General features: G+C 39.8%; 18 protein-coding genes. All 18 read right to left on the bottom strand.

What is annotated here, in order from left to right:
• Nucleotides 1-64: 64 nt before the first annotated feature.
• Nucleotides 65-592 carry a bifunctional pyr operon transcriptional regulator/uracil phosphoribosyltransferase PyrR gene (pyrR, locus tag CD039_RS03235; protein ID WP_103371100.1) on the bottom strand — a complete coding sequence of 176 codons (528 nt, stop codon included), beginning with the start codon at nt 590-592 and terminating at the stop codon, nt 65-67.
• Nucleotides 593-1,115: 523 nt separating this feature from the next.
• The gene (locus CD039_RS03230) at nt 1,116-2,033 is read right to left on the bottom strand and encodes an RluA family pseudouridine synthase (protein ID WP_103371099.1); all 918 of its coding nucleotides are present in this window, start codon (nt 2,031-2,033) and stop codon (nt 1,116-1,118) included.
• A gap of 11 nt (nt 2,034-2,044) precedes the next feature.
• Nucleotides 2,045-2,524 carry a signal peptidase II gene (gene lspA / locus CD039_RS03225; protein ID WP_103371098.1) on the bottom strand — a complete coding sequence of 160 codons (480 nt, stop codon included), beginning with the start codon at nt 2,522-2,524 and terminating at the stop codon, nt 2,045-2,047.
• Between the two features lie 210 nt (nt 2,525-2,734).
• Entirely contained in the window at nt 2,735-5,488 is a 2,754-nt protein-coding gene (gene ileS / locus CD039_RS03220; RefSeq protein WP_103371097.1) for an isoleucine--tRNA ligase, read from the bottom strand.
• A 229-nt stretch (nt 5,489-5,717) separates the two neighbouring features.
• Nucleotides 5,718-6,347, bottom strand: a complete 630-nt coding sequence (locus CD039_RS03215) for a DivIVA domain-containing protein (RefSeq protein ID WP_103371096.1) — start codon at nt 6,345-6,347, stop codon at nt 5,718-5,720.
• A 36-nt stretch (nt 6,348-6,383) separates the two neighbouring features.
• Nucleotides 6,384-7,163, bottom strand: coding sequence for a YlmH family RNA-binding protein (locus CD039_RS03210; RefSeq protein ID WP_103371095.1), 780 nt, complete (start codon nt 7,161-7,163; stop codon nt 6,384-6,386).
• 137 nt (nt 7,164-7,300) lie between these two features.
• Nucleotides 7,301-7,588, bottom strand: a complete 288-nt coding sequence (locus CD039_RS03205; protein ID WP_103371094.1) for a YggT family protein — start codon at nt 7,586-7,588, stop codon at nt 7,301-7,303.
• A 10-nt stretch (nt 7,589-7,598) separates the two neighbouring features.
• Nucleotides 7,599-8,171, bottom strand: a complete 573-nt coding sequence (locus tag CD039_RS03200) for a cell division protein SepF (RefSeq protein ID WP_103371093.1) — start codon at nt 8,169-8,171, stop codon at nt 7,599-7,601.
• Between the two features lie 5 nt (nt 8,172-8,176).
• Nucleotides 8,177-8,851, bottom strand: a complete 675-nt coding sequence (locus CD039_RS03195; protein WP_103371092.1) for a YggS family pyridoxal phosphate-dependent enzyme — start codon at nt 8,849-8,851, stop codon at nt 8,177-8,179.
• A gap of 1 nt (nt 8,852) precedes the next feature.
• The gene (pgeF, locus tag CD039_RS03190) at nt 8,853-9,665 is read right to left on the bottom strand and encodes a peptidoglycan editing factor PgeF (protein ID WP_103371091.1); all 813 of its coding nucleotides are present in this window, start codon (nt 9,663-9,665) and stop codon (nt 8,853-8,855) included.
• 250 nt (nt 9,666-9,915) lie between these two features.
• On the bottom strand, nt 9,916-11,088 hold the full coding sequence (gene ftsZ, locus CD039_RS03185) for a cell division protein FtsZ (RefSeq protein ID WP_103371090.1): 1,173 nt from the start codon (nt 11,086-11,088) through the stop codon (nt 9,916-9,918).
• A 28-nt stretch (nt 11,089-11,116) separates the two neighbouring features.
• Complete coding sequence (gene ftsA / locus CD039_RS03180; protein ID WP_103371089.1) at nt 11,117-12,514, bottom strand: cell division protein FtsA; 1,398 nt, start codon at nt 12,512-12,514, stop codon at nt 11,117-11,119.
• A 104-nt stretch (nt 12,515-12,618) separates the two neighbouring features.
• On the bottom strand, nt 12,619-13,521 hold the full coding sequence (locus CD039_RS03175; protein WP_103371088.1) for a cell division protein FtsQ/DivIB: 903 nt from the start codon (nt 13,519-13,521) through the stop codon (nt 12,619-12,621).
• A 15-nt stretch (nt 13,522-13,536) separates the two neighbouring features.
• The gene (gene murD / locus CD039_RS03170; RefSeq protein WP_103371087.1) at nt 13,537-14,886 is read right to left on the bottom strand and encodes a UDP-N-acetylmuramoyl-L-alanine--D-glutamate ligase; all 1,350 of its coding nucleotides are present in this window, start codon (nt 14,884-14,886) and stop codon (nt 13,537-13,539) included.
• A gap of 5 nt (nt 14,887-14,891) precedes the next feature.
• Nucleotides 14,892-15,857: a phospho-N-acetylmuramoyl-pentapeptide-transferase gene (gene mraY / locus CD039_RS03165; RefSeq protein ID WP_103371086.1), complete on the bottom strand. Its 966-nt coding sequence runs from the start codon at nt 15,855-15,857 to the stop codon at nt 14,892-14,894.
• Nucleotides 15,858-16,056: 199 nt separating this feature from the next.
• Nucleotides 16,057-18,399, bottom strand: coding sequence for a penicillin-binding protein (locus CD039_RS03160; RefSeq protein ID WP_103371085.1), 2,343 nt, complete (start codon nt 18,397-18,399; stop codon nt 16,057-16,059).
• Entirely contained in the window at nt 18,380-18,775 is a 396-nt protein-coding gene (gene ftsL / locus CD039_RS03155; RefSeq protein WP_103371084.1) for a cell division protein FtsL, read from the bottom strand. The genes CD039_RS03160 and ftsL overlap by 20 nt, the downstream gene beginning before the upstream one ends.
• Before the next feature lie 16 nt (nt 18,776-18,791).
• Nucleotides 18,792-19,727: a 16S rRNA (cytosine(1402)-N(4))-methyltransferase RsmH gene (rsmH, locus tag CD039_RS03150; RefSeq protein WP_103371083.1), complete on the bottom strand. Its 936-nt coding sequence runs from the start codon at nt 19,725-19,727 to the stop codon at nt 18,792-18,794.
• Between the last annotated feature and the right edge of the window lie 11 nt (nt 19,728-19,738).

Here is a 19,738-nt window from a genome sequence, read left to right as displayed (position 1 = left end):
AACTCACTTACTTTGAATCAGTGCACGTGCTTTTTCAGTCTCTCGTACTGATTTAAAAGCTTTACTATTCAATTGCGACGGCATTGCTGTGATCAACTTCTTCTAAGTATACGGATACTGCTTCGTCACATGCTGTTGGAATATTTTTACCCACGAAGTCAGCACGAATCGGCAATTCGCGATGGCCACGGTCAACGAGTGCTGCAAGTCCAATCTTGTGCGGTCTCGCGTGCCCTAATATCGCATCTAATGCTGCTCTCACTGTACGTCCAGTATAGAGCACATCATCAATAATAATCACAGCTTGATCTGTAATTTCTGTGTCAATATCGAATGGTGGCTGAGACGCATCTACAGTCGACGCCTCCTTGTCATCTCTGAACTGTGTGATATCAATAGTGCCAGTAGGTACAGACTGATGTTCAATCGACTCGATCTTCTCTTGAATGCGTTTCGCTAAGAATGCGCCGCGTGTCTTGATGCCAAGCAATACAAGGCGATCTGTTCCTTTGTTATATTCAAGTATTTCGTGAGCTATTCGTGTTACTGTACGTTGGATGGCTGCTTCATCCATAATAATTCGTTCAGACATAATCTCCACCTACACTTTGAAATGAGTTTGACGTGACACTTAAAGATCAATTGCGTTGTGCATATAAAAAACGACCCCATGCCTTTATGAAGACATGCGGTCTTGATTGGATACACCTTCGTGACACTTATGACTTGGCGTTAGCGTCATCCATTCACAATTTGGAATGGATTTGAAGGTTGCGTATTCATAGTTTAGTACCCACATTCTACTAACCTGTCGTGTGTGGCCTCTTTCTCTATGAATCTCATGTATGCTACTCAATATGCGATGTCTTCGGAGCCTCTCTGGACTCATCGTTAAAGACTTGCGTTTTTTAAATATGCGATTTAACTTTATCTAAATTTTACATCTAATACGGTCGAGCGTCAAGTTACGTTTGTAATCGTTTCACAATTTAATTCTCCAATGAAAGCTTGGTGGTTCCCGTAGATTAGCCGTGTTAGCAATGAAACGCTGCAATCATCTCAATTCTTAACTCAAGCTATTACAAACGCTTCAATTTCTTATCTTCCAACTTGACTTAGCTATCACTATGACGTAGTTCATCTAATAAATTCGCAAAGTCGTCAGGAACGGGTGCCGTACGTTCGATATATTCACCCGTTCTAGGATGTTGGAAACCAATCACGCCAGCATGAAGTGCTTGTCCACCGATATCCAACGTCTTCTTCGGACCATACTTTGGATCGCCTACGAGTGGATAGCCGATATATTTCATGTGCACACGGATTTGGTGTGTACGTCCTGTCTCAAGTTCACATTCTACCAAGGTATATTTTTTAAAATGCTCTTTCACATCAAAATGTGTAACGGCTTCTTTACCATCATCGACGACAGCCATCGCTTGTCGATCATTCTTATTACGACCAATTGGCGCATCAATTGTTCCGTAGTTGTGTGGAATATTACCATGCACGAGTGCTGAATATTTACGCGTTACGCTCTTCGCCATCAATTGTTCAACGAGACTACGGTGTGCAACGTCATTCTTGGCAACCATCAAGAGTCCTGATGTATCTTTATCGATACGGTGTACAATACCTGGTCGTACTTCACCGTTGATTCCGGATAAATTCTTCATTTGATACATCAAACCATTGACGAGCGTGCCTGAATAATGACCTGGTGACGGATGTACGACCATGCCTTTAGGTTTGTAGACAATCGCTACATCGTCATCCTCATAGTAAATATCCAAATTCAAATTCTCAGGTAGAATATCCGCTTCTTCAACCTCTTTCTCTGTCACTTCAATGACGTCGTTCTCTTTGACCTTATAGTTCGCTTTAACCACTTTGTCATTTACTTTCACTAAGCCTTCTTTAATCCAGTCTTGCATCTGAGAACGAGACCATTCACTGTTAAATTCAGGAAGGACTTTGTCGATGCGTGAGCCAGCGAGATGCGTTTCAGCAATATTGAATTGATGTTGTTCCATGCGCTTACCTCCTATTCCTCTTTATTATTCATATCTTTTAACAAGGCGATGATGATCAAGATGACCCCTACCGTTAAACTTGAGTCAGCTACGTTAAAAATTGGAAAGTCATAACCGAATATATTGGTGTCGATAAAGTCCACGACTTCTCCATGAAATAATCGGTCAATAAAGTTACCAATCGCTCCGGCAAACAGTAAACTTAACGCGATTTGCATAAATAAATTGCCCTTCGCCTCTTTAATATAAAAGATAACGAGAATCGCTAATATAATGAGCGTAATAATGACGAAGAAGCCCATTTTACCACTTAATATTCCCCACGCAGCACCGTTATTACGATGTGAAGTAATATTTAAGAAGTGTGGAATCACTGAATAAGAATCGCCGATCGTCATCTTTGCCGCAATTAAATATTTCGTTAGTTGGTCTATCGCTAATATCAATAATGTGACTACCACTGTAGTTCCAATATAGTACTGGCGCTTCATTGAGGTACCTCCTCGGTTTTAGTTCGTCCATACAGACAACAACTTTCATTATAGCTTAATCGCTATATAAACAAAAGTTTAGACTTGATGATAGAGGTTACAATTTCAGAAAAAAGACACCCTCTTGAATACGCGTGAACGTCATTCAAAAGGGTGTCTATTTATCGTATTATCTCACCGACATAACGTCAGATTAAGCTATGCTCGAGATTAAACTAATGTCTTCACAACAGCTTGACAGCGAGGGCAAAGATCAGTCAATTCGCCTACTGAACCTAGTTCCTCACTATAGTTCCAGCAACGTTGACATTTCTCACCATCAGCATGTTCGACTTTAATGTCGCCATGTGCGTAAGAAGCGCCACCTTCAACATTGTCCACTACTTCAGCTTGAGAAGTGATGAATAATTGTTGTAAATCATCGAAGTCTTGTAGGAATTCTGTCGCATTGAAGTCACTGTTACTACCAATTGTCACTTTCGCTTCTAATGATTTACCGATGACTTTCTCGTTACGTGCAATTTCTAATGCACGGTTCACGTCGTCACGAAGTTTCATGAATGTGTTCCATTTCTCAACTAACTCAGTATCAATATCTTGAACTTCAGGCATATCAGTGAGGTGAACACTTTCTTCTTGAACATGTGGAATGTAACTCCAAACTTCGTCAGCAGTGTGTGCAAGAATTGGCGCAAGTAATTTCGTCATATCTACGACGATTTGGTAAAGCACCGTTTGCATGCTACGACGTTTATGCGCACTGCGTTCTTCGATGTAAAGAATATCTTTACCATAATCTAAGTAGAAGTTACTGAGTTCTACGTTGATGAAGTTTTGTACTTCTTGATAGATATTTAAGTAATCGAAGTTATCATAGTTTTTAATTGTGCTTGCTGTGAATTCACGGAAGCGATTTAGGATGTAACGATCTACTTCTAATAAATCAGCTTCTGCAATCGCGTCAGTTTCAGGATTGAAGTCGTTAACATTACCTAACATGAAGCGTAATGTGTTACGGATTTTACGATAAACGTCCGCAGTTTGTTTAATGATTTCATCTGAAATACGCGCATCAGCAAGGTAATCTACACTACTTACCCATAAACGTGCGATATCTGCACCTTTCTGTTTCACGATTTGTTCAGGAACGATGACGTTACCTAATGATTTACTCATCTTCTTACCTTCGCCGTCCATAACGAAACCATGAGAGAGTAACATCTTGTATGGTGAACGATTACGTGTCGCTACTGCAGTTGTGATAGATGAGTTGAACCAACCACGGTATTGGTCGCTTCCTTCTAGGTAAAGATCAGCTGGGAATGATAGCTCTGGACGTTGTTCAAGCACACCACGGTGAGATGAACCAGAATCGAACCACACGTCCATGATATCTGTTTCTTTCGTAAATTCACCGTTAGGGCTACCAGGGTGTGTAAAGCCTTCAGGTAATAAGTCTTTCGCTTCACGGTCGAACCACACGTTTGAACCGTATTCTTCTACGAGATCTGCTACATGGTTCACTGTTTCTTCAGTCATCACGATGTCACCGTTTTCAGCGTAGAATACTGGAAGCGGTACGCCCCAAACACGTTGACGTGAGATTACCCATTCGCCACGGTCACGAATCATGTTGTAGATACGTGTTTTACCCCAATCCACTTTAAAATGCGTTTCTTCAATCGCATCTAAGATATCTTGGCGAACTTTATCGATAGAAGCAAACCATTGTGGTGTCGCTCTAAAGATAACTGGTTTCTTCGTACGCCAGTCATGTGGGTAACTGTGTGTAATGAAGTCTAATTTCAATAGTGAACCATTCTCTTTGAGTAAATCCGTAATTGGTTTATTCGCTTTGTCGTAGAATTCGCCAGCAAATGGACCTGCTTCGTCAGTTAATACACCTTTGTAGTCAACTGGACTAATCACTGGTAAATTATATTTCGTACCTACGATATAGTCGTCGTCCCCGTGTCCAGGAGCAGTGTGAACACAGCCAGTACCAGCATCTGTTGTAACGTGATCACCGTTAATGAGTAAGACTGTACGATCTTCTAAGAATGGATGTTGTGCTTCAACATATTCTAGATCTTTACCGGAGAATTCTTTCACTAATTCGATCTCGTCAGTATTCCAACCTAAATTCTCAGCCACATCATCAACTAAATCTTTACCTACGATGTATTTATGGCCATCTACGAGATATTCACCGTATGTTAATTCAGGATGAACTGTGATTGCGACGTTCGCTGGAAGTGTCCAAGGTGTAGTTGTCCAGATGATAAATTGCGCATCTTCATCAACTACATTTTTACCGTCTTTCACATCAAACGCAACGTAGATAGATGGAGAACGTTTGTCATGATATTCGATTTCCGCTTCGGCAAGTGAAGATTCACTTGATGGAGACCAGTATACAGGTTTCAATCCTTTGTAAATTAAACCTTTAGCAGCCATTTCTCCAAATAAACGTAATTGCGCTGCTTCATATTCTGGTTTTAAAGTGATGTAAGGATTGTCGAAGTCACCGCTTACACCTAGGCGTTTGAAATCCTTTTTCTGTAATTCAATTTGATTTAACGCAAATTCTTTACATTTCTCTCTGAATTCAGAGACTGACATTTCTTTACGTTTAACGCCTTTTTTAGTTAATGCTTGTTCGATTGGCAGACCGTGAGTATCCCAACCTGGTACGTATGGAGTATAGTACCCTTGCATTGTCTTATAACGTGTGATGATATCTTTAAGAATCTTATTCAACGCATGTCCCATATGTAAGCCACCATTCGCATATGGAGGACCATCGTGAAGAATGTAGGATTCATTTCCTTTATTTTTTTCTAAAGATTTTTGATAAATCTCTTTTTCATCCCATTCTTCTTGGATCTTAGGTTCTTTGTTCGGTAAACCTCCACGCATTGGGAAAGCTGTCTTTGGCATTAATAGGGTTTCTTTATAGTCCATTTCATTCACTCCTTCTTACTATTAAAAAAAGAACTCTAAGTTCAATTAACAGGGACGACTCGAACCATCGCGGTACCACCCTGATTAACTCAACTTAGAGTTCTCTCATCAACATTATAATCATTGTCGAACAGTGATATAAGAAACACACATATACTAGGCTTTCACCATCCCTAGCTCGCTAATCATATGCAAACTGTTTCTTACGCGTCTGTTCTGTAAACCAATATTATTTAGACTTTGACGCATTCTCTTTAGATGTATCGTCATTCTTGTCATTACCTTGCTCGTTGTCGCCTGATTCTTGCTTCTCTTTAAGTGTTTGTTCTTCAGGCGTTAAATCTTCATTATTTAAATGCTGAACATTCTCTTCTGTCACTTGCTGTGCATCTAAATCGTAATTAAGCAGATAATCCCAATCGTCATTCTTTAAGAGATCAAGTTGTGCTTCCACTAACATGCGGAAACGTGATCTGAAGATCTTAGATTGACGTTTCATATCTTCTGTTTGGAAAGATAAGCGACGTGCTTTCTCCACTGCATCGTTAACGATACGGTCTGCTTCTGCTTGCGCTTTCTCTTTCGTCGCTTCAGCCTCTTTCGTAGCGGCAGCTTTCGTTTCTTCGCCTGCTTTCTGTGCTTGGACTAAAGCGTCACTTACTGATTGATGCACATCTTTGTATGATTTAAGATTGGTTTCTTTATCTTCAATCACTTTCTCAAGTTGTTTCTTGTCTTCTTTCAATCGTTCGATTTCTTTACTTAATTGTTCTAAATAGTTTGCTACTTCAGTTGCTTCGTAACCATTTTTCACACGTGAAAATGATTTATGTTTAATTTCACTAGGTGTAAAAGGCATTGAATGACCTCCTCTATCTCTACCTACGCTTCATTTCTATTTAAACAAAGTTTCAAACTGAATGTGAACCTTATCTTTCTTGGTCCTGCCTCCGATATCTGTGATACGTGCACGACCAAATCCTTGAATCGACAACAAATCACCGACATCTAATTGGAAGTTGACTGAGTCGACGATAACGTGGTTCACCTTCACACGTTTCTTCTCTATTAATTGTTTCGCGATAGAACGCGACTTACGTATCATTTCTTTCAGCACTACATCTAAACGCAATGCACTGACCGTCGCATGAAATGATTTCCATTCCTCTTTAGATTGTATCATATCTTTAAACGGAATAGAATTAAGTTTCACTGTCGCACCTTTGATACGTGTTAATTCCAACATCATATAAGATTCTAACTGTTTTGTCAAAACGAACTGAATCGTCTCATTCACTAGTATATCACCTAGTTGCTCACGTTCAATCCCCATGGACATGATCGTACCTAATACATGTTGATGTTGAATCGTAACAAACTTTTTCGGATAAGTGATTTCAATCAGTACGACTTCGAAATCTTCTATATCCGGTTCATAGTACGAGGGTGAAATAATCGCACGTTGACGCTCGGCATGATAACCCCCAAAGAAATGGATGTGTAAATCTTCGAAACTATTCGTCACAACTTCAGCAATATACTGTGCTCGAGGGTCTAAAAAGTGAGTGAGTTGTGGCGCATAGTGATCATTAGCCTGTTTACACTTATCAATTAATTGGTCGATCATCTCACGCTCTTCAGTTCGAAAGTGTTGATAAATATCTATCGTGCTCACGCTCCTTTCTGTAAAAGTGATTTCATTACCACTACAAAGAAAGTCCCAACCCTCACAACGTCAGAGTGGGACTTTCAATTATCTTATCGTGTACATGCGTAGCTCGAATCTCATTTTACCTACCTTTGTAACTCACATTACAATGAATTAAGTATTATGTTAAAGATGCTTCCTAAACCTTCTCTAAACAAGAACAGCACAAATAGTGCAACGATAGATGAGATATCTATAATTCCAATCGGTGGAATGATGCGTCGAAATGGTTCTAAAAATGGCTCGTAAATCTTAGCTAAGAATCGGCCTAGTCCATTCTCACGCGCACCTGGTAACCACGACATTAAGAAGTAAAAGAGCATTCCAAATGTATAAATTCTAACGATAATCAATATAATATTGAAAATCGTGCTTAATATTTCTAAACTCATAATTTAGCCTCTATTCGCCATGAAAATCAGCGTTCTCAATTTGATCTGTAATCGTTCCGGCTACTTCTACGTTGTCAGGTGTACATAAGAAGATATCTGAACCTACACGTTGAATGTCGCCACCAATCGCATAAACTGTACCGCTTAAGAAGTCAATGATACGCTTAGCTGAAACCTTGTCGATACGTTGAAGGTTCACTAATGTAGCGCGACGGTTCTTCAACTCATCGGCGATATCTTGAGTGTCTGAGAAGACGCGTGGCTCAAATAAACACATCTTAGAACTTTCTTGAACGTAGTCATATTGTTCTTGGTTGTTCATATTCACTACATTGCGTGTGTTTGATTTCTGTGATTGATTCATATGATACTTCCTTTCACCTTGTGATGATTGGTATCTAGAAGATTGCTTTTTCGGCACAGATTGTAAAGAACGTTGACGTTCATTTGGCTCAATATGTGATGTTTCAGTCGCTTGGTTCTGAGATTGTTCTCTACGTGGTTCTCTTTCCGGAGGTGCCTCTAACTCATCATCTTCCTCTTCTACAGTGAAAAATCCATTAAATAAATCCTTTAAAGCCAATAGCTTCACTCCTCTTTTCCTACAAGTTTCGTCCCAATTCGCACGTATGACGCACCTGCTTCAGCAGCAATTTGATAGTCATTGCTCATGCCCATAGACAGTTCAGTACAAGGTGCATGCGATAGATTGAGAGATTGTATTTCATCGCGTTGCTTTCTTAATTGTTCAAATAATTGTTTGATATAAGCTTCGTCATCAGTATACGGCGCCATCGTCATTAAGCCGATAACTTCAATATGTTCATAGTCAGCGAGCGCTTCGATGAACTCTTTAACTTCTTCAATTTCAAGACCATGCTTTGAAGACTCACCTGACACATTCACTTGTACGAAGCATTTCACAGTATGATCGACACGTTTGTCAATTTCCTTAGCTATTTTTAAGCGATCAAGTGCGTGATAGTATGTAACTTCATTGATGACTTCCTTCACTTTACGCGATTGCAAAGGACCGATAAAGTGCATCGTCACGTCATCTGGTAACGCTTCTTTCTTCTCTAAGAAGCCTTCGACACGGTTCTCACCGAAATGTCGTACGCCAGCTTGATATGCTTCTTTAGCTCGGTCTATTGTAACATATTTCGTCACAGCAATCACGTCAGGTTGTGTCGTCCAACCTCCTTTTTCGCTCGCAGCTTTCAGTTCTTCTTGAATTTCTTGATATTGCTCTTGTACACTCATCTCACACTTCCCCTTCCTTTGTTTCGCGTTGACCAATGTACGCCAACATCCGTCCGGTTTGTCCTTGTTCTACTCGATAAGAGAAGAATAAGTTTAAGTCTTCAGATGTTTCATATTGTGTAATGGTAATTTGATTTCTGGATAATCCTGCTTTTTCTAAAAGTAACGCGTTCGCTTCTTTCAAATCAATCCCATGTTGATCAGGGCCTCTAGTTTCGATAAAACGAGACGTATCAATTCCTAAATCTTCAAATTGGGATTTAATGTCATCATTAATTTCATACGATGTTGAAGTTGTAGGACCAATAACAACTTGTAAATCATTGATATCAAAATCAATTTGGTCAATCATATTGATGACAATTTGTCCTACAGTACCTCTCCAACCTGCATGTGCTAAACCAATGTAATGGTGTTGCTCACTATAAAAATAAATGGGTACGCAATCCGCATAACACATCGTCAACATAATATTTTGATCATAAGTATATAGCCCATCAATCCCGTGTAAATCGTCAGTTAACACATCGATATTCGTCCCTCTATCTCGCTCTGTCACCTCAGTCACACGATTGCCATGTGTCTGAATCGGAAAGACCCAATGTGACGTTGGCATATCAATGAGAGATGCGAGCGTCGCTTGATGTTGAGTGATATTAGCAGCTTTATCATCTGTATAACGCGCCATATTAAAAGCATGCTCTGGATATGGACTTAAACCGTCTTCTCTCGTCGTCATACCTAGAAAGATATTTGATAATGACGCATCTTGATAATCTAATCTATGCGGTAATTTAATAAATTTCTCTGACATACGTACTCACTTTCCTCATTCTGCTCATATTATTAATGCTTTGTGCCGAAATTCTAAAAAAGAGTGAGACAGCATCCGAAATTTCGTTGAAAATTTGAATCACAGTCCCACTCTTACAGGTCGGCCGAATCGCTATCGCTGTACAGCTTGTATGCTTTGCTTGGAGCAATCTAACCGCCCATATGATTATTCATTTAATTTATGACTGAGTGTTAACCAGACTCAGCTATATCGCTTTATCACTTGGTGATTAACGTCTAGATCTTCTTGAACGTCTTTCTTCACGGTTTCTGATAAAGCTTGGAATGTCATCTTCTTTAGTAGAATGACTTCTGCTTTCAGTCGTATTCTCTACGCCACCTGAACTTTCAGTTGAGCGTGTAGAGAATGATGTTTGTTGAGAACTAGAGCTACCAGTTGCGCTTGAACCGAAACCAGTGTTAGACGCTTTACGTCCTTGAGAAGCTGGTTTGTCTTCGAAGCCAGTAGCGATAACTGTCACTACAATTTCATCTTGAAGCTCAGGGTTGATGACTGTACCGAAGATCATGTTGACATCTTCATCAGCTGCATCTTGTACGATGTCTGCTGCTTCTTGTGCTTCGAATAATGAAAGTGATTCTCCACCTGTAATGTTCATTAACACACCTTGAGCACCTACGATAGATGTTTCAAGTAATGGAGAAGAAATCGCTTTTTTAGCTGCTTCAACAGCACGGTTCTCACCAGATGATACACCGATACCCATCAATGCAGAACCTTGGTTAGACATGATTGTCTTAACGTCGGCAAAGTCGAGGTTAACTTCACCTGAAACAGCGATTAAGTCAGAGATACCTTGAACACCTTGACGTAGAACGTTGTCTGCTTCTTTAAACGCTTCCATCATTGGCGTAGATTTATCAACGATATCTAATAAGCGATCGTTAGGAATAACGATTAATGTATCTACTGCAGCTTTCATTGATTCAACACCAGCTGCTGCTTGAGTTTGACGTTTACGACCTTCGAAGCTGAATGGACGAGTAACGACACCTACTGTTAAAGCGCCCATTTCTTTAGCAATCTTCGCTACTACTGGCGCAGCACCTGTACCAGTACCGCCACCCATACCAGCAGTTACGAATACCATGTCCGCACCTTGGATCGCGTCTTCGATTTGTTCACGTGATTCTTCAGCTGCTTTCTTACCGATTTCTGGGTTAGCACCTGCACCTAAACCACGTGTTAATTTCTCACCGATTTGAATCTTAGACTCAGCTTTAGATAAGTTTAAAGCTTGTCCGTCAGTGTTGATAGAAATAAATTCTACGTTATTCATTCCGTGATCAATCATACGGTTTACGGCGTTGTTACCGCCGCCCCCTACACCGATGACTTTCAACGTCGCTAAATGATTAAATCCTTGTTCAAATTCTAACATTGCATTTCCTCCTAGTATTAATGGCCAATCATTCAAATAGAGATTTCATCAATTTTTTAAATTTACTTTCTTCTTTAGGTTGAGCTTCTTGCTGTTCATGTTCACCATGTTCAACACTATATGGCTCTCTTGCACCTTCAGTATCTTTCACATCGTCGTGATGTGTTGTTTCTGATTTGTTGGTCTTCTTCTTGAACCAATCAAATCCACCAGATTTAGAAGAAGTATCTTTCTCGACTGGTTCGATTTCTTCTTCTTCAAATTCTTCACTATCATGATTACTTATTGTAACATAATCTAATAACTCATCGAAAGTAATGCTACTAGATATTGTTGAGATAGCAGAAGAAAATTCCGGCTTTCTGATACCCATTTGTGAAGGTGTATGAATTCTAACCTTTTCATTAACCATATCTTGCAATAACTCTTTGACACCGAGTAAATTAGCCGAACCACCTGTTACGATAAAGCCGCCATTTACTTTCGTCAAACCAAGCTCTTGCAGAACGTCAAATACATTGAAGAAAATTTCTTCGACACGCGCTTCGATAATATCTGCGAGATCTTTCTGCGTATATTGCGCTGTCTCTTCACTGTCTAATTGATTAACACTAAAGACATCTTGATCTGAAGCAGAATCATAAAAGGCATGACCGTATTGATGCTTAATCTTCTCAGCTGTATCGTGTGTCGTATTGAGACCTTGAGCGATATCATCTGTGATATCTCGTCCACCCATTTCGATGGAGTCTGCATCTACGAGCTCACCACGTTCATAGAAAGCGAGCTGAGTTAAATCTTCACCAATATCAATGATACATGCGCCTAATTCACGTTCAGTAGCTGAGAGCACTGATCCATAGTTATACGCATCAGAATAAACGTCTAAGACATCGACGCCACATGATTCAACACACTTGATCATGTTGATTAAGATTGAGCGTTCGATTGCGATAACACCTGCGTCTACACGTAAAGAATGACGTGCGACGAGTTCTTTCGGATCTGATACTTCGTTGTCCCCATCCACGTAGAATTTGATTGGGAAAGTATCAATCACTTCAGTACCTTCAACATCGTTCTTATCGCGAATACCTTCTAATGCATCCTCGATATGTGTACCGTTGAGTTCTGTGTCTTCGTAAAATTCAATTTCATTTGTTTCATCATAAACTTCTGTACCGATAATAGGTAGTTTCAAGAAGACTTCTTTAATATCTACACCTGAAGCGATAGATGCCTTTTTAATCGTATCTTTAATCGCTTGTTGTGCGATATCAAAGTCGTCAATTAATCCATTTTTAATTCCGCTCGTATAGGTTTGTCCTGTACCTATCACATTAATTCCATTGTGAAATTTTTCGCCTACTATTGTTTTTATACTCGATGAACCAATATCTATACTTACATAATAATGTTCCTCCATAGATAGGCACCTCCTGACAATTACATTTCAAGTACATACTACATTCAGTTTACAATACGTAGCATTGCTTGTGAACTATAAACACATCTGTTTATCTAAATTTTTTAATTATTTTTATCATCACTTTTATCTTTGTTTTTATCAATTTTATTCAATGTTTCTTGGAGTTCATCTTTCGCTTTATCTTCATGCTCAGATCCTGCTTTGACATTCTTCTCAGAATCAGATTGGTCATCGTCGTTCTCACTATACGGAACAAATGCAGCACCCACTGTTAAGTCGATGTAGCCATTACGTTTAAGGTTACCACTTTCATCTCGATCGAGTGCCTCTGTCATTTGCGGATAGTACTTCATCTTCTTAGCAATCGTGCGAATATTACCCAACACTTGAATATCATCGGAAGTGTAAAGCTTAATTTGATTTTCACTTCCTTTAGTTGGTTCATAGCTGATTTCTGAAATAGCGGCTCGCACATTGCTCGGCATCTTATTCAACGCATCTATGATGTCTTGCTTTTTACCTTTACTAAAACCAGTCAGTACAGGACCATTGCTAGCAGAGCCAGAAAGATGTTTAAGCTCTTTACCATCCTCGAGGATAGGCACGTAGTCATCTTTCTTCTTCACTAAACCAACGATGTTGTACTCTGATACGTCAACAATCAACTTATTCGGTAATTGTTTGTGTACATTCGCATGTTTGATGAGTGTCTTATCTTCCAATTTCTTAGCGGCTTTCTTCGTGCTAAAAGTATACATGCGCGAACGATTCGTCACATTGACTGTCTTCTTAATCTCACTTGTACTCACGTTGTCGTTCCCTTTGACCTCCACCTCTTTAATCTTGCTCAGTGGTGTAAACATGTAAAGGAGCAGCAAGATGATGAAGAGGAGCAAGATGCCAAAGACAATAAATTGAATACGTCTTTGCTTCCGTCGCCTTGCGATACGTTTTGCTTTCAGATATTTGGAATCAAACTGCTTTACGTTCTCATTCTCTGACATGTTAAGTCACATCCTTTAAAACTGTGGTAAATGCGCACGGAAGCGATCAATAAATTTCTGACCACGTTCTTCAAATGTGTTGTACTGATCCCAACTTGCACAAGCTGGTGAGAGCAGCACGATGTCGTTAGGTTCTATAATTTCTTGCACTTTGTCTACTGCATCTTCAACGTTTGTAGCACGAATAACATATTTCCCTTGACTAGAACCTAATTTAACAAATTTGTCTTGCGTCTCTCCGAAAGCAATCATCACGCGAACATTCGTCATGTATGGTGCGAGTTCATCGAAACCATTACCTCGATCTAGTCCACCACACAACCAAATAATCGGTTGTTCAAATGAGTTCAATGCGAATTGAGTCGCTAAAGTATTCGTTGCTTTAGAGTCATTGTAGTATTTATTCGTCTTATTCGCACCAATATATTGCAAGCGATGTTCAATACCAGAGAAAGTGATTAAACTGTCAATAATCGCTCGTACTGGCACACCTGCAAGTAACGCAGCGAGCACTGCTGCTAAGACGTTCTCTAAGTTATGTTCACCAGGTAAGACGACATCATCAACATGAATGATTCTGAATCCTTGGAAGACGATGTAGTCATCTTCAATGTAAATGCCGTCGACTTCTTGTTGAGTAGAGAAGTAATATGTACGCGCTTTGAGTGATTCAGACTCAATGAGATGACGTTGATGATAGTTACAAATTAAGTAGTCATCCTCAGTTTGATTTTTATAAATGTTCTTCTTCGCATTTTGATAATTCTCGAGTGTTTCATGATAGTCGAGATGCGCAGAATAAATGTTGGTAATAATTGCGATATGAGGACGATACGTATCAATTCCTAAGAGTTGGAATGAAGATAATTCGGTAATCAAGTAATCTTCTGGTGCCGCTTCCTGTGCAACCTTAGAAGCGACATAACCGATATTCCCTGACAGTCGCCCTACTTCACGACTCTTCTGGAACATATCACCAATGAGCGAGGTCACTGTCGTCTTACCATTCGTACCCGTCACACCGATAATCGGTGCTTCAGATACGAGGTAACTGAGTTCCACTTCTGTTAAGATTTTCAAATTACGTTTCTGCGCTTCTTGTAAAATAGGTACAGAATAAGGGATGCCGGGGTTCTTAAAGATGATGGGATTCTTATCTAATAATGACAATGGATGTTGTCCGCCAACGACTTCAATACCCATTTGTTCTAAATCTTTGGCATGAGAATCTTGACTCAAATCTTTACCATCGTTAACTACGACTTTCGCACCGAGTTTGTTTAATAACTTCGCCGCTTCATAGCCGCTTTTCGCTAATCCAAGTACAAGTACGTCTTGATCTTCTAACCCTGTATAACTCAACATTTAAATTAGTGCACTCCAATCCATAAACCAATTAATCCGGTAATTAAACCAACTGTCCAGAATACTGTCGTTACTTTCTTCTCATTCCAACCACATAATTCAAAGTGGTGATGTAACGGTGACATTTTAAAAATACGCTTACCTGTCAACTTGTAAGATGCGACCTGCATCATCACTGATAACGTCTCAATCACGAAGACGAAACCAACGAAGAGCAGTGAGATTTCAGCATTTAAAAGGACAGAAACGGTAGCGAATATACCACCTAATGCTAAGCTACCTGTATCACCCATAAACACTTTAGCTGGATTGAGGTTGAACGGTAAGAAACCAGCTAACGCGCAAATCATAATGATACAGAAGAAACCGACTGCGGGTTGATCTAGAATAAATGCCATAATCGCATACATGATGAAACCGATGATAGATAAACCAGTCGCAAGGCCATCTAAGCCATCTGTAAGGTTGACTGCATTTGAAAAGCCAACTTGCCAGAAGACTAGGAAGATGACATAGAAGAATGACAGTGGTATTTCAGTTTCAGTGAATGGGATATGAATTCCCACTGACATATCACCAGAGTTGAATATATAGCTAAAGAAGAAGAAAATCACTGCGATAGCGATTTGCGCTAAAAACTTCTGTAGACTCGTTAAACCTTGGTTATTCTTCTTAACTACAATAATGTAATCGTCGATAAAGCCAATGAGACCGAAACCAATTGTGACAAAGAGCATCAAGGTTAATTCTGCGGTATAGTCTGTGAAGATAATGCCTAGAATCGTTGTCACGATAATACTGATGAGGAATGTCAAACCTCCCATCGTAGGTGTACCGGTCTTCTTCATGTGACTTTGAGGTCCTTCCTCACGAATACTTTGTCCAAATTTCATTCGTTTTAAAGTTGGAATGAGTAATGGCACCAATATAAATGTGATTAAAAATGCAATGACTGCCAATAAATAAATCATAGTTTCCTCCTCAATTCTCGGGTCAATGTTACACGTTACTTGGTGGATTATGTATCGAATAGCAAGAGCGAACGGACAAGGTAGCATACAAGGAGGGGAGATGCTCTATCCTAAAAGTTTCACCTTCACTGCTCCCACTCCCTATATTGTTGCACTACCGTTTCGTAACCGTCACTTGCTATTCTATCTTCTCAAGCCTTTAACCATCTGATTGTTTCTCAGATTGCTTGTTGTCATGCTGATCAGATTGATCTTTCTTATCTTTGTCTTTATCTTTCTTCTTTGAACCCTCATCCTTATTCTTACTATCTTTATCTTTCTTACCATCTTTCGACGTATCTAAATCTTGTTTTTTATGATCTTCGGTGCCATCAATATCTTCAGCAGATAATGATACAGTGACTTTATCTTTCTTGCCTACCTTAGTACCTTGGCTGACAGATTGATCAGAGACATAGCCACTACCTTTCATGTCTACTTTAATATTCGTTAATTGTTCAAACGCAACCACATCTTCTTTCGACCAACCTGACATATCAGGCATTGTTAAATCGCCATCAGTAAGCAATAGTACTCGACTGTGTGGCAGTAATGATTTGTCCGCTTTCACAGATTGTTTCGTTACTTTCTTACCACTGCCAATCACATCCGCTTTAAGCGATTTCGATTCAATACTTGTCTTCGCTTTGTCTAATTCTTGGCCTTCGACATCCGGTACTTTACTATACTTCACATCGGATTTGTCTTTGCCGTTACTATTCTCGACATTCAAGTATTTCAACGTATTCTCCATGATTGGTTTGAAAGCACGACTCACACCCATTTCATAGGCTTCTTGGTCGTTCTTCTGAGCTAACGACATTCCTGCATACACAATGATTTGTGGATCTTTCTTCGGCGCTGCACCGATAAAGCTTACGAAATAAGGGTTGTCCCCTTCTTCGTATCCACCATTCTTGCTCGCAACTTGTGCTGTACCGGTCTTACCTTCCATACTGTAGCCTTTCAAACGATAGTTCTGCGCGTGACTTTTCTCGCTGTTGACTACCTTATCTAACTCAGTACGGACTTTCTTAGCTGTATCCTTAGTAATCGGTTTACCATTGTATTCTTTTTTACCTTTATAAAAAGTATCATGTGTGGCTGGATTCTCTATACTGTTCACAAACCACGGACGCACCATATTTCCATCATGATAAAATGCAGATTGTGCTTGAATCATTTGTACCGGTGTCACTGTAGTGGATTGACCAAAGGCGGATGTCTTCTGTTGCGCCTCGTTATCCCAAGCAATGCCACCTTTAGCTTCGCCATCAAAGAGACCATTTGTCGTTTCGCCGAAGCCAAATTTCTTGTACCAATCCTTCATCTTATCTGGGCCAACTAAATCTTGGAGATGCATCATTAACGTGTTGGAAGAGTATGTAAATCCTAACGTCATAGGTATTTTACCCCAACCGACTTTGTTCCAGTCTGAGATGCGTGAACCCATGATATCTCTGTGACCCGATTTATACTTCTCATTTGGCTTAAACTTACCTTCTTGAATCGCTGCTGCAAGTCCATACGTCTTGAACGTAGACCCAGGCTCATACGTATTCTGATAAAGGTCATTCGCCCATTTCTTGCCGAAGTCTTTCCCTGTTTCTGGGTTAAAAGTAGGTCGTTGACTGTAACCGAGAATTTCACCTGTCTTCGCATCCATTACGACCGCAAAGAGATCTTTAGGTGCAAAGTGATCAACCATCTCATCGAGTGCGCGTTCAACGAAGACTTGAACGTTCGAATCGAGTGTGAGATGCACGTCATCACCGCGTTTCGGCATCTTCTCATTCTTACTATTCGGAGCGATGTAACCCCAAATATCACTGATGTAGGAGAGTGATCCTTTATGACCTGATAGATAGCTATCGAAAATCTTTTCGACACCCATCGCACCCTTTAAGTCGCCTGTATCAGGGTCTTTTTGAGCCATTCCAATCAAATGCGAAGCGAAGTTGCCATTCGGGTAAGAACGTTCCGTTTCAGGATAAAGTGCAATACCAGGTAAGTTCATTTTTTCAATTTTTTCTTTTTCTTTATATTTGATATTTGTTCCTTTTTGTCCAAATTCGACTTGGAATGCTTTCTTATTATTGAGTTTATCTTCAATTTCTTTCGGTTTCATATCTAAGACAGTAGCGAGTTTCTTAGCGGTCTTCTTTTTATCGACCACATGTTTCGGCTTATCGCTACCTTCGTCAGCTTTCTTATCGACGACGGCCACAATCTTGTACCGTTCAACGTCTTCAGCTAATATCTTACCATTGCGATCGTAAATCTTACCTCTTTCAGGTTGCTCAGTCTTCTGAGCGAGGTATTTCTGATTCGCTTTCATGATTAAATCTTGACCCGAGGAGTGACCGGTTAGCATGATGTAAGTGAATCTTAGCGCTAACGTAAAAAAGAGCAGTCCGAATCCGAGAGTGAGTAGGACTGCCCCTATTTTATTTTTTTTTAGTTTAAAAATGGGTTTTTTAAGTCTAATTTTTCGCTTCGCCATTATTACGCACTACCTTTACATTGTCGTTCTTAAGGCTCATTCCTTGTTCTTTTGCCTTGTCGTAAATGCGTTCATATGAAGAGTTTTTCTTAATTTCAGATTCTATAGAACTATTTTCACTTGCTTGTTGTTCGATTTTATGGTCTAAATCTGCAATCTTGCCGTGTGTATCATACGCATCCATTTTTAAAGATAGCATATATATACTGATAAAGGCAATTACGGTTATCAACCCTATGTATAACATTTTCTCGAACTTAGTAAGTTTAACTACTACTTTCTTCTTTACAGACTGCTTTGGCTGTTCCGAAGGTTGTGTTTCGGGTGCGTGTTGTGGTGCAGTGTTGTAAGGTTCATATATTTTTTCTACAGCCATAATTAAGATTCACTCCTTATTTAAGTATCTCAGCGACACGTAATTTCGCACTACGCGCACGATTATTATCTTCTAAATCTTCTTCAGTAGCGGTAATTGGCTTGCGATTCACACGTTTAAGCTTAGGTGTGTATTCCTCCGGTAAGACTGGGACGCCTCTCGGTACATCCGGACCTTTCTCGTATTCTTGGAACATTTGTTTACATAGCCTGTCTTCGAGGGAATGGAAGGAAATAACAGAGATTCTGCCATTTACCTCGGTATGAGCTATAGCTTGTTCCAACGAATCTTCGAAAGCTGCTAACTCGTCATTGACGGCAATCCGAATCGCTTGAAAGACGCGTTTCGCGGGATGGCCACCCTTGCGTCTCGCTTTAGCAAGAATACCTTCCTTAATGATATCGACGAGCTGTAACGTCGTCTCGATGGGCTCTTTCTCCCGATGTTGTTCAATGCGTCTTGCAATTTGTTTCGCAAATTTCTCTTCACCATAACGACTAAATATCCGCATCAAATCATGGAACGACCACGTATTAACTACATCATAAGCTGTTAACTCTTGAGTCTGATCCATGCGCATATCCAATTTCGCATCGTGATGATAACTAAATCCACGTTCTGGTACATCTAATTGAGGACTAGAAACGCCAAGATCGTAGTAGATACCATCTACCTTTTCAATATTTAAATCATTTAAAATTTCTGTTATATTCCGAAAATTACTATGTATAAAAGTAACTTTATCAAGGTAATCTTTTAAAACTTCTCGCGCGTTGTCCAAAGCATGTTGGTCTTGGTCAATCGCAATCAATCTGCCTTGATCACCTAATTGATTCAGCAAATAGAGGGCATGACCCGCGCCACCTAAAGTACAGTCAACATAAGTACCATCTGCTTTAACATTTAAATAATCAATGGTCTCTTTCAACATGACGCTGACGTGATGAAACACTTCAATTCCTC

The sequence above is a fragment of the Staphylococcus argensis genome (genome assembly GCF_002902305.1).
Taxonomy (GTDB): Bacteria; Bacillota; Bacilli; order Staphylococcales; family Staphylococcaceae; genus Staphylococcus; species Staphylococcus argensis.
This window is presented reverse-complemented; position numbering and strand designations above follow the sequence as displayed.